The organism is Tepidibacter aestuarii, assembly GCF_934924865.1.
Classification (GTDB): domain Bacteria; phylum Bacillota; class Clostridia; order Peptostreptococcales; family Peptostreptococcaceae; genus Tepidibacter_A; species Tepidibacter_A aestuarii.
In genome coordinates this window covers 1,254,508-1,266,592 of the sequence record NZ_OW235315.1, presented here as the reverse complement: position 1 = coordinate 1,266,592, position 12,085 = coordinate 1,254,508, and the positions used below count along the sequence as shown (strand labels likewise).

The 12,085-nt window shown below is 27.4% G+C and carries 10 protein-coding genes and 1 riboswitch; of the genes, 2 read left to right on the top strand and 8 right to left on the bottom strand.

The window, feature by feature from the left end; genetic code table 11:
- Position 1 precedes the first annotated feature (1 nt).
- A complete protein-coding gene (locus M2214_RS06125) occupies positions 2–706 on the bottom strand; it encodes an ABC transporter ATP-binding protein (RefSeq protein ID WP_248483833.1) in 705 nt (234 codons plus the stop codon).
- A complete protein-coding gene (locus M2214_RS06120) occupies positions 703–867 on the bottom strand; it encodes a hypothetical protein (RefSeq protein WP_248483831.1) in 165 nt (54 codons plus the stop codon). The genes M2214_RS06125 and M2214_RS06120 overlap by 4 nt, the downstream gene beginning before the upstream one ends.
- A gap of 191 nt (positions 868–1,058) precedes the next feature.
- Between M2214_RS06120 and M2214_RS06115 the strand changes: the two genes are divergently transcribed.
- Positions 1,059–1,646, top strand: a complete 588-nt coding sequence (locus tag M2214_RS06115; RefSeq protein ID WP_248483829.1) for a YdcF family protein — start codon at positions 1,059–1,061, stop codon at positions 1,644–1,646.
- Between the two features lie 161 nt (positions 1,647–1,807).
- Positions 1,808–1,894: riboswitch (cyclic di-GMP riboswitch) on the top strand.
- A gap of 134 nt (positions 1,895–2,028) precedes the next feature.
- Positions 2,029–2,991 carry an HD-GYP domain-containing protein gene (locus M2214_RS06110; protein ID WP_248483827.1) on the top strand — a complete coding sequence of 321 codons (963 nt, stop codon included), beginning with the start codon at positions 2,029–2,031 and terminating at the stop codon, positions 2,989–2,991.
- Between the two features lie 97 nt (positions 2,992–3,088).
- Here M2214_RS06110 and M2214_RS06105 read toward each other — a convergent pair whose 3' ends face one another.
- The 6 genes from M2214_RS06105 to M2214_RS06080 form a co-directional block, all read right to left on the bottom strand.
- Positions 3,089–4,864: a methyl-accepting chemotaxis protein gene (locus M2214_RS06105; protein WP_248483825.1), complete on the bottom strand. Its 1,776-nt coding sequence runs from the start codon at positions 4,862–4,864 to the stop codon at positions 3,089–3,091.
- Positions 4,865–5,395: 531 nt separating this feature from the next.
- Positions 5,396–6,838, bottom strand: coding sequence for a DEAD/DEAH box helicase (locus M2214_RS06100; protein ID WP_248483823.1), 1,443 nt, complete (start codon positions 6,836–6,838; stop codon positions 5,396–5,398).
- 190 nt (positions 6,839–7,028) lie between these two features.
- Positions 7,029–8,273: an aspartate kinase gene (locus tag M2214_RS06095; protein WP_248483821.1), complete on the bottom strand. Its 1,245-nt coding sequence runs from the start codon at positions 8,271–8,273 to the stop codon at positions 7,029–7,031.
- A 22-nt stretch (positions 8,274–8,295) separates the two neighbouring features.
- Positions 8,296–9,636, bottom strand: coding sequence for a homoserine dehydrogenase (locus M2214_RS06090; RefSeq protein WP_248483819.1), 1,341 nt, complete (start codon positions 9,634–9,636; stop codon positions 8,296–8,298).
- Positions 9,637–9,745: 109 nt separating this feature from the next.
- The gene (locus M2214_RS06085) at positions 9,746–9,892 is read right to left on the bottom strand and encodes a hypothetical protein (protein WP_248483817.1); all 147 of its coding nucleotides are present in this window, start codon (positions 9,890–9,892) and stop codon (positions 9,746–9,748) included.
- 109 nt (positions 9,893–10,001) lie between these two features.
- Positions 10,002–11,927 (bottom strand): ATP-binding protein, encoded by a 1,926-nt coding sequence (locus tag M2214_RS06080; protein WP_248483815.1) that lies wholly within the window; start codon positions 11,925–11,927, stop codon positions 10,002–10,004.
- Between the last annotated feature and the right edge of the window lie 158 nt (positions 11,928–12,085).

The following is a 12,085-nucleotide window of genomic DNA, read 5'->3' as shown; positions in this document are numbered from 1 at the left end:
ATTATTCCCCTTTCTCATTTGATAATAAATCTATCATTTGATTTCTCAAGTATGTAAGATACTTATCAGTTAAACTTCTTTGACTTTGATGAATATCAACATCAAAAATTTTCAAAATACTAGTGGGTCTATTTGATAAAACTACAATTCTATTTCCCAATAAAAGTGCCTCATCTATATTATGAGTGATAAAAACTATTGAATTTTTAGACTCGTCCCATAATTTTATTAAATAATCTATCATGTTAACTTTGAGATTATAATCCAACGACTTAAAAGGCTCATCCATCAAAAGTATTTCACAATTAAAATAAAACGCTCTAGCTATTGAACACCTCTGTCTCATCCCGCCACTGAGCTTATTTGGATATGAATCTTCAAATCCTTTAAGTCCAACATCATGTATTAAGTCCATTATCTTTTTGTGATTTTTTTCCTTACCTACAACAGCTATATTTTCATAAACAGTTTTAAAAGGTAATAATCTATCCTCTTGAAAAACATATCCTACGCTATCCAAATCACCTACGATATCTCCTTTATCAGGCTTAATCAATCCAGAAATAATATTTAAAAGTGTTGATTTACCACACCCTGATGGACCTACTATGCAAATAATTTCTTCTTTATTTATGTCTAAATCCAATTTATTTAAAACAACTAAATCATCAAATCTTTTGTATATACCTTTCAATTTACAAATCATGAATGTCTCCCTATAGTTTTTTTACAATAGTTCTTAATATCTAATAAAATTTCTACGATGTCAAGTACAATATCGCTGTCCAGAAATGCTTCTATACATTTCATTAATGTTTTTGCAATCCCTAGAGTAGTATGAAGTATTAACTCTAAACACCCCTCCATGTTTTAATCACCTACCATCATTTAATTTAGATTATATAATATTTTACATTTATTATCAATTTTATGCTACTAATATAAGTAACTAGATTTTAAAATTTTTTAATATACAAATGTAATATTTTTGTAACTATTTTTTTGTTTTATAACAGGTATAATAAAGGTAAAAAGTACATACAAAGGATGAAGTTAGTATGAAAAAAACATTAATAGTAAAAATAATTAAAATAACAGCTTTAATATTAGTAGCTTCTTTTATTATGATTGAAGGACTTATTATAGTTAATGGACAAGAAGATAAGGAATATGATGTTGAATATTTAGTAGTTTTAGGATCAGGTCTTTGGGGAGATGTTTTATCTCCTACATTGTTGGGTCGTATGAATAAAGCTTTAGAATTTATAGAAAATAATCCTGATACTAAAATAGTTGTTTGCGGAGGTCAAGGTAAAGGGGAAAATATGCCCGAATCTCAAGCTATGAGTGATTACTTAGTTTTAAATGAAGTAGATGAAAATAAAATTATACAAGAAGATAAATCTACAAGTACAATAGAAAATCTGAAGTTTGCAAAGAAAATTCTTAAGGATTTAGATGGTAAAAAAAATCATAAAATTATGATCGTTACAAATGAATTTCATTTATTTAGATCTAAATTTATAGCTAAAAGATTAGGATTTATTCCTTATGGTATACCATCTAAAACAATACCTCATATAGCTCCTAAGTATTTTATAAGAGAGTACTTTGCAGTAATAAAATCATTTATTTTTGATAGATAAAAATCTTATATAATAGAACATTTAATGATTTATATAATCCCTGTTAATATAATATCAATACAAATTACAGCAAATAATCCTTTAATATTTAAGAATACATTGTTATAATATGATATATCGATAATGAAATAAATTTATTTACTTTAATAAAAGATAATACACAACGATAATAGCAAACTTATCGAAAGATAAGGACGCAAAGACATGGGTCTAAGGGATATGAATCCTATGATTGCCAGTTTGCCGAACAGATATTTGTTTAGTATAACAATATATAACATAAAAAATGTTAAGGCAAAAGATGTCTATATTCTGTAGGCATCTTTTTTATTTTTATACTCTCTAATACTATCCCACATCACATCAAAGGAGGATTATTTATATGAAATTGATTTTTTTATCAGACAAATATGTTGGAAGTGAGTTAGCAAAACCTGTCTATAATAAAAATGGAAATATTGTATTAAATAAAGGAGGAAAACTTTCAAACTTTTCCATAAAAAAATTAAATGGACTTGGCATCTATAGTGCTTATGTTGAAGAAGAAGGAACTGAAGATATTGTAGTAGAAGATATAATCGATGTAACTACTCAATTAAAATGTATAATGCTTCTAGAAGAAGCATTTAATTCAGTTAAAAAAAATAGATATTTTGATGAATCTCAAATAACAAATTTGCTTAAAGAAATTTTACAAAACTTATCTATTTCAGAAAATACACTTTCAGTTTCTAATGGAGTAAGAAATATAGCAAATAGTATATATGTTCATAGTTTAAATGTTGCAATTCTTTCTGCTATTATAGGTATCAATTTAAACTATAATTATGAAAAAATATATAATTTAACCCTAGGTGCATTTTTACATGATATAGGGTACGCTTTAAGTGATGATGAACAGCATACAGTAAAAGGAATAGAGGTTTTAAGAAATAGTAAAGGAATAAATGTTACTTCTTATATAGTAGCACTTCAGCATCATGAACGAATAGATGGATCAGGATATCCGAATCAACAAAAAGGAAATGATATATATGAGTTTTCAAAAATAGTTGCCATATGTAATGAATATGATAATTTAATTTCAAAAAAAGGATTACAACCTTTTGAGGCTTTTGAAGAAATCATAGGAAAGTCATCTACATATTTTGACGAAAACATAATTAACGTTTTCAAAAAAAGTATATATATATATCCAACTGGTATGGAGGTTAAGCTTAGTAATGGTGATGTAGGAATAGTATGTCAGCAAAATAAATATATGCCAATGAGACCTATTGTTAAGACAAAAAATAGACATTATAATCTTTTAGAAGAATTAACTTTATTTATAGATAATAACTAAAATTACTTTCTGTATTATATAAATTCCCTATAGAATAGACTTTTTTAGTATCTACTATATAGGGAATTTTTTATTTTTATAATATATCCTATTTTATTTATAATTTAAACTTTTTAATAACTCCATCTAATGTATCAACTACATTTTTTAAATCATTAGCACTACTTGATATATTTTGTATTATACTACTTTGTTCCTCCATAGAACATAAAACCATTTGAGTAGATGCACTTGATTCTTCAGTTATAGACGATATACCTTCTATTGAAACTATTACTTCATCCTTATCTTTATTCACAAGATTGATATTTTCAACTAAGCTATCTATTTTTTCTATCATACCCTCAATAGTTCCATCTATGCTTTCAAATGATTTTTCGGATTCTTGCATTGATATAATAGCTTCTTTATTTATGTCTTGTCCAATATCAATATTTACTTTAACCGCATTTACTTGGCTTTGAATCTCCGCTATCATATCACTTATTTTCTTTGTAGATAATCCTGTCTGTTCTGCTAATTTTCTTATCTGTTCTGCTACAACTGCAAATCCTCTTCCAGCCTCTCCAGCCCTTGCCGATTCTATAGCCGCATTTAAAGCCAAAAGATTTGTTTGCTCTGCTATATCTTCAATAGTGCTTACTATTTGTCCAATAGAATTAGATTTATCTGCAAGAATAGCTACATTATGAGCCACCTCTTCATTAGTCTTTGTTGTTTGTTTAAACTTATCTACCAATATTCTCATATTCTTTAATCCTTCAGCATTTGCCTCTTTTGATTTATTAGTATCTTCTTTAACTTTTTGGGAATCATCCACTGAAGTATTAATTTCACTTGCAAGCTTTTGAAGTTTTGTTACACTTATTTGAGCTTCTTGGGCTTGGGCATTTGCTCCGCTGGCTAATTCTTCTATAGACATATTTACACTTTCTATTCCATTTACTATTTCATTTGTCGAATTTGATATCGCATATGAGCGATCTAAAACCTCACTCGAATTTTCTTTCAACATTCCTACAATTACCCTAAGCTCTTTTCTTAAATTAGCCACTGCTTTAGATATAATACCCGTCTCGTCTTTATATGTAAGTATTTTTTCAAAACTTCTGTCATAAGCTAAATCTAGATTGGCAGTTTTATTGACAACATCTGTTATTACTAAAATAGGATTTGTTATTTTCTTAGCAAAATATAAAGCTACAGCAATTCCTACTAACAATACCATCGCAGATAATATTATAGTTGATTTAATACTTTTGTCGATCTGCTTTTTTAACAAATCTTTTTTTTGTACAATAAACTTATCTATATCATCTGTATAATTTCCTGTTCCAATTACCCATTCAAACTGTTTAAATGATCTACTATAAGCACGTTTTGAAGATGCTTTTTCCTCTCCTTTTTTAGGAAAGAAATAATCTGTATATCCCCCACCTTCTTTTAATCCATTAGATATAATCTCTTGTACTATGTATTTTCCCGTTGAATCCTGTAAATTCATCCTATTAGTTCCCTCTACCTCTTTTCCAAGTAAAACAACATTTACACCATCATATGTATCAATCCAAAAGTATCCTTCGTCTCCATATCTGGCATCTCTAACTATGTCAGCACCTTGCTTTTTAGCTTCTTCTATTGTAAGTTCTCCTCTTTCATATTTACTATATATACTATCTAACATAGAGATAACACTATCAACCTGTTGTTTGATCATTGTATCATAATCTTCTCTAGCTGATGTTTCAACTAATTTCATCATATTATCATTTGTTTTTTTCATTGAATATATATTGCTTCCACCTATAAATAATGTTGTGATTATAGATATAAAAATTGTCAACAATATTATTTTATCGCTTATTTTTTTCATGATACATGCCCCTTTCGACTATCTTAGATTAATATATCGGATATTTTTTGATTTTTTTACATATAATAGACAAAAAAATAACAGGTAAAATATATATTTATATTCTATCTATTATAATCTTTGGTGTTTTTCTATTATATCAAAAATACTTTCATTTTGACATGCTTTAACAGTAAAAAAATTCCATATACACATTTATAAGCCATGTCACTTATTTTTTATATTCTCGTTCATTATTATTTTCTTTAACTCATTCAAAATCTAAACTCATAAATAAAAAAAGATGCTCATTAAAATGTTAGCTGATTTTTTGTTAATATTTTTCTATAAAACTCAGATTATGAATTATGAGATATATTTTAAAGAACTTCTTTGTTTGAGCATAGCGAGTTTAAGAAGTTTTAGTATATTTCACAATTCATAATCCTTAGTTTTATTAAAATATTGACTTAATCAGCGGTATTTTAATTAGCATCCTTTTTGGCTTAACCACCTATATTTTTTCAATTAATCTTTTGTATTTAATTAATCTTATTCATCACACTTACTAACTCTTCTAACCCTTCCTTTAATAGGTCTTCCTTGAAGTGCATTATAAACCATTTCACCTTTTCCATTCAATATTTCTACAAACGTAGAAACATCTATTATATTTATGATTCCTATATCTGCTGCTGTCATGCCTTCTACATTGCAAAGTGTTCCAACTATATCTACTGGACGCATCTTAGTTTTTTTACCTGCATTTATATGAAGCTTCATAATTCCTTCGCTTACTTTTTCACTTTTTAAAGGACCAAGGTTTAATTTTGTATTAATTTTTTGATTAAAATCATCTCTACATTCATCAACAGTAAGCTTATCTGGATGTTCTTTCAATTCTATTTCCTTATTTATATATTTTTGTATAACATCTATAAATTTCATATCATTTTCCGTTACAAAAGTAATAGACTTACCAGATTTACTTGCACGAGCAGTTCTTCCTATTCTATGAACATAATCTTCCTTATCCTCAGGTGTATCATAATTTATAACATGTGTTATTCCATCTATATCAATACCTCTAGCAGCAACATCTGTAGCTATTAAGTGTCTGAATTTACCTTTTCTAAAATCATTCATAACCGAACTTCTATCTTGCTGATCCATTCCACCATGAATTTTACTACAAGATTTTATCCAAGGATATAAATTCTCATAAAGTTCATCCACCATTTTTTTAGTGTTACAAAATATCATACATCTATCTGGGTTTTCAACAACTAAAATATCCTTTAAAAACTCAAATTTATCTTCTTCATCTACAGAGTATCGTTCTTGATTTATTTTATCAACAGTCAAATTTTGAGTTTCAATTTCTATTTGCTCATAATCCCTCATATACGATCTACATAGATTTTGTATATCCTTAGGCATAGTTGCAGAAAGTAGCATAGTTATTCTATTTTTAGGAAGATTTTCTATTATAGCTTCAATCTGCTCTATAAATCCCATATTTAACATTTCATCTGCTTCATCTATTACTAAATACTTGATCATAGATAAATCTATAGTTCCTCTTTCCATGTGATCTATCAATCTTCCTGGAGTTCCTACTACTATATGTGTCTTTTGCTTAAGTTCTTTTTGCTGCCTTCTAAATGAGAACTGTCCATATACTTCAGATACCTTAAGTCTTTTAAATCTACCTATATTGAAAAACTCTTCTCTTACTTGAATAGCAAGCTCTCTTGTTGGCGTAATAACTAAGGCCTGTGGCTTATTCTCATCCCAATCAACCTTGTCGCATATAGGAATTGCAAATGATGCTGTTTTTCCACTTCCTGTTTGAGATTTGACAACAACATCTCTTCCTTTAAGTGCTAGTGGAATTACTTTTTCTTGAACCTGAGTAGGTGATGTATAGTTTAATCTATCTATAGCCCTTAATATTTCATAGCTTAAATTATAGTTTTTAAAATTTAACTTCATTATATAATCACTCTTTTCATATGTATTTTATCCATAAGTACTAATATAACACAAAATAGATATTTAGATAAGTGTAATTAGTTTTTCCATTTAACATATAGTTAATCTATAATTTGTTAATAATTTATGTGTAATATTATACACAAAAATCAAGTGCCATGGCTAATTTTATAGTCCATGGCACTTAATATTAAACAACTTTTTCTTCAAATACATAATTATCACTACACAATCTAAATTTTTGGTTTACGTATTCCAAAGCTTCTCTTCCTTTTTTCTTATCTATTATACAAGATATCTTTATTTCTGACGTACTTATCATCTGTATATTTACTCCAAGCTCGTAAAGACTTCTAAAGAAAGCAGATGCAATATCAGAACTTCCTGCTATTCCAATTCCTACTACTGATATTTTTGAAACAGATTCATCTATAACTATCTCTTTAGCATTAATTTTATCTTTTAGTTCATTTGAAATTTTCTGAACTTCTTTTAAATCCTCAACCTTTACAGTAAACGAGATATCATTTACATTTTCTCTATTTATGTTTTGTATTATCATATCCACCTGTATCTTATTTTTAGATAAAATATCAAACAATTTGTATGAAATACCAGGTTCATCTGGAACTTCAAGTATTGAAATCTTAGCTATATTTTCATCTAAAGAAACACCTCTTACCAATACATTTTCCACCTTATTCACCTCCATAACCGCTGTACCTTTGCCTTTATTAAAACTAGATTTCACTACAAGTGGAATCTTATACTTTCTAGCAAGCTCTACACATCTAGGATGAAGGACTTTAGCTCCTAAGCTTGCAAGTTCTAACATCTCATCGTACGAAATTCGCTCAAGAAGGTTTGCTCCTTTTACAATTCTTGGATCTGATGTATATACACCATCTACGTCAGTATAAATTTCGCATTTAGTTGCGTTTAATATAGCTGCTAGTGCAACTGCTGTTGTATCTGACCCCCCTCTACCTAATGTAGTTATATCATTTTGTTTTGATATTCCTTGAAATCCAGCAACTATAACTATTTTTCCTAGTTCTAGTTCACTCTTTATTCGTGTAGTATCAATATCAGTAATCCTTGCTTTTTTATGCTTATCGTCAGTTAAGATTTTACATTGATATCCGTTTAATGATACAACTTCTTGGTTTAGTTCTTGAATAGCCATGGCAAGAAGCGATATAGACATTTGCTCTCCAGTTGATAAAAGCATATCCATTTCTCTATTTGATGGGTTTTTATTTATCTTCATAGCTTTTTCAACCAATTCATTCGTAGTATCTCCCATAGCTGATACTACAACAACAACTTTATTTTTATCATGTTTTGCTTTTATAACCTGTCTAGCTACATTCTTTATTCTATCAATTGACCCTACAGAACTTCCTCCATACTTTTGAACAATTATATTTTCCATACTCTCCTCCCATTTTATATCATCATTTAGCCTCATATTTTAAATTCATAATATCTCCTTCAATTCTCATATAGCAGTATTCTTTTTCAAGCATATTTAACTTGCTTAGAAACTGTTCTATTTTATCAGCTCTTACAACATCAGTAATAACTATTAAGTCTTCGTTCATACTAAGTATTTCATATTTAAATTTATCTAAATCCATAAGTTTTAAAATTTTTGATATATCACTCTTATTATTAGGGCTAACCCTTATATAATATCTTCCCTTGAATAAATCTATATCAGCAGATATTAACTTTCCATTTTGTACAAAACTATCTTTTTTGTATTGACCAGTAACAATATCGAATATATCTGATACAACTGCATTTGCAGTAGGATTTTTACCTGCACCTTGACCGTAAAACTGTAGCTCTCCAATAACATTACCTGTAATAGATACTATATTAAATGCATCTTTAACAGTTGTAAAAGTAGATTTTTCATTTAAAAGTACAGGCTCAACACTTGCAGAATAATTGTTATCATTAGAAACAGCACTTCCAACTAGTTTCGCTACAAGTCCCAGCTTCTTAAAAATTTTTATATCCACTTTACTTATAGAGCTTATTCCCCTACACATAATACTGTCTACATCTGTTTTATTATTGAATGCTATTGATGATAGTATCGCAAGCTTTCTTTTTACATCATATCCTTGAATATCATCAGTAGGATCTGCTTCTGCATAACCCAGTTCTTTAGCCATATCCAAAGCTTCATCAAAGCTTAAGTTTTCATCACACATCTTTGTCAAAATAAAATTTGTTGTTCCATTTAGTATTCCTCTAACATTGCTTATATTATTAATTCTAGCGCTTTGCTTTAAAGGCTTTATAATAGGTATTCCCCCCCCAACACTTGCCTCAAATAAAAATCCCTTATCATATTTATTAGAAAGTTCTAAGAAAGTATCTATATACTTTGAAACAACAGCTTTATTTGCAGTTACAACATGCTTATTGTTTTTAAAAGCAAGACATATGTATTCATAAGCCTTATCTATGCCTCCCATAACTTCAACAACAATATCAATTTCAGGATTTTCTAATATATCTAAAGGATTTTGTGTGAATATATCCTTAGGTGCATCTACATTTCTTTTTTTATTAATATCTCTAACTAATATTTTACTAACCTCGATTTCTTTATTTAAAAGTCTTCTCAAATTATTTTCAGTATTATTTATAATTTCGTATACTCCAGTTCCCACTGTACCAAAACCTAAAAGCCCTATTTTTATCATTTCAATACCCCTTTCTTGAATTAAGTCTTTGATTTGTCTTTCTGTAAAAGACATTTGTATTTGTATAAAAAACATTATATCACAGTTTTTTTGATTTTCAATACTTTTTTATTTTAATTTTGTGAATTCATTATAAAATTTATTTTATATATAATAAAAAAAGGACTTCTCAGTCCTTTTAATTTTAATAAGATTTATTTTTACCTTCATTTACAACTGTATTTATATCCATCAAAGTAGTATCAATATCTAGTGTGTATTTAAATGTATTATTTTTATGGTTTTTATGTGTGTTTTTGTCTGTTCTATGCTTTTTAGCTTTTTTAATCATGAAAAAACCTCCCTTCTGTCTATATATTTAATTTACCCAAGACAAAAGGAATATAAGTAGTGAATTTATGGTGTAATAATAAAAAAAAGGCAAAAAATTTATAAAATATCTAAAAATATATATCAGAAAACTCTATAGATATCTTCTCCACCTTGTCTGACTCAATGTGCTTTATTGGATTATTGTCTTTGCTATCTTTAGCCAACTTTACAGGAAGTTTTACAATAAATTCACTACCCTTTCCATATTCACTTTTAACATCTATAGTACCACCATGCATTTCCACTAATAATTTTACAAGAGATAATCCTATTCCACTACCTTCATTTTCTCTAGTCAATGATTTGTTTACTTGCCTGAATCTCTCAAATATAAGATCTAAATTTTCTTTTTTAATACCTATCCCTGAATCCTTTAAAGAAATTATAATTTCCTTCCCTTGTTGTTTTATATTTACAGATATTTTATCTCCTGATCTTGTAAATTTTATTGCATTTGATAAGAGATTTAGCAATATTCGCTCAATCTTATCCGGATCACACTCAATTATCTTTTCATCAATTTCACGGCAAAATTCAAGATTTAAGCATTTAAGCTTTGCAAACTCTGAAATTGAAAAAGTTATGTCTCTTACTATTTTTACAATATCATAATTTGTGAGATTTAATTGTAAAAACCCTGAATCTATTTTTGTAATATCAATTAAGTTATTAACTAACCTTATTAATCTATAACAATTTTGTTTCATACTCTTCTTTAGATTTATACATTTTTCATAGTATTTCAAATCAGTTATATTATTTAAATATATATCCATTAACTGTATAGCCCCTAATATTACATTTATCGGGGTTCTAAATTCATGTGATATGTTAGCAAAAAACTCTGCTCTAAGCCTTTCGTATTCTATAGTCTTATTTAATAGCTTCATGTTCTCTTCAGCCTTTTTTTTAGCTTCTTTAGTTAATTTTCTTTTTGAAATATCTCTGACTATAATTATTATCTCCTCTGTTGTTAAAGGTATTAATCTACATTCAAAATGTTTTAATTCTCCTTTTTCCTCTATAGAAAATTCTTTTTCAATTAAATTATTTGTTTTAAAAACTTCATCTATAGTTTTATTGAAAAATAATTTTACCTCTTGTGGAACAGCATCCTCCAATGCATGTCCAATACATTCTTGTGTAATTATATCAAAATCTGAATGTATTCCCGACTTGCAATCTAGTATAATACCTTGTGAATCTATACGAAAATAAAGATCTGGTAATGCTTCAAATATCTTTTCAATTTCTTCAGTTTTTTTTCTTAAACTTTCTTCTGTATTCTTTCTATTTGTAACATCGATTCCAAATGCCCAAGAATACCACCCAGGAACAGCAAATTCTTTAGAAATATTAAACCAAGATATAGTTTTTGTACTACCATCTTTACATACAATGTCATACTCTAAGTCTCTAAAATTACAATCCATCTCTCTTATTTGATTCAATATTTTTTCTCTATATTCTTTATTAGGATATAACGTTTCCCATATTGAGGAATCATTTATAATCTCCTCTTTTGAATAACCAGTAACAAGCTCACATTCTTTGTTCCATACTACAATATTATCATTCTCATCAATAGCATCCATCATAATAGGCATATTTTGAAGAACAGAGCGAAAATGTTGTTTACTTTCTTTAAGTTCTATCTCAGTTTGTTTATAGCTAGTTATATCATTTAAAACAACAATAATATTTTTCTCTATTTTTTTTAACTTAATTTTGAAATATAGATTCTTCTCATTTATTTTAAGTATTTTTTCTAAACTAAAAAACTCTTTTGTAGCATCATTTTTTAAATTGATTAATTCTTCTTTAATCCAGTCTTTTATATAGTTTTTTATATAATCTAGATCTGTATGCATATTATTAAACAGATATATTACTTCTAAGTTTATACTTATAATTTCATTATTATTATCAAAAACTATAATAGGTACAGGTACATTATCAAGAATTGTTTTCATATCAATGTTATTACAAAACATATAAGCTGTTACCCCCTAAATATTATTGTATAATTCAAATTTTTCATATTACTTTTTAGTAGTTAATACATTATAAATTCAGTTTTTAAATATATTTTTTAACATATTTGTAAATTATTTAGCATTTTTATTATACATCATTTTACAAATATTGTCTT

Excerpts from the sequence above, each read along its gene's own strand:
- M2214_RS06085 (WP_248483817.1), bottom strand. The coding sequence starts at position 9,892 with ATGATTAAAAAAGCTAAAAAGCATAGAACAGACAAAAACACACATAAA.
- M2214_RS06120 (WP_248483831.1), bottom strand. The coding sequence starts at position 867 with ATGGAGGGGTGTTTAGAGTTAATACTTCATACTACTCTAGGGATTGCA.
- M2214_RS06125 (WP_248483833.1), bottom strand. The coding sequence starts at position 706 with ATGATTTGTAAATTGAAAGGTATATACAAAAGATTTGATGATTTAGTT.
- M2214_RS06080 (WP_248483815.1), bottom strand. The coding sequence starts at position 11,927 with ATGTTTTGTAATAACATTGATATGAAAACAATTCTTGATAATGTACCT.
- M2214_RS06095 (WP_248483821.1), bottom strand. The coding sequence starts at position 8,273 with ATGGAAAATATAATTGTTCAAAAGTATGGAGGAAGTTCTGTAGGGTCA.
- M2214_RS06115 (WP_248483829.1), top strand. The coding sequence starts at position 1,059 with ATGAAAAAAACATTAATAGTAAAAATAATTAAAATAACAGCTTTAATA.
- M2214_RS06110 (WP_248483827.1), top strand. The coding sequence starts at position 2,029 with ATGAAATTGATTTTTTTATCAGACAAATATGTTGGAAGTGAGTTAGCA.
- M2214_RS06090 (WP_248483819.1), bottom strand. The coding sequence starts at position 9,636 with ATGTTTTTTATACAAATACAAATGTCTTTTACAGAAAGACAAATCAAA.
- M2214_RS06100 (WP_248483823.1), bottom strand. The coding sequence starts at position 6,838 with ATGAAGTTAAATTTTAAAAACTATAATTTAAGCTATGAAATATTAAGG.
- M2214_RS06105 (WP_248483825.1), bottom strand. The coding sequence starts at position 4,864 with ATGAAAAAAATAAGCGATAAAATAATATTGTTGACAATTTTTATATCT.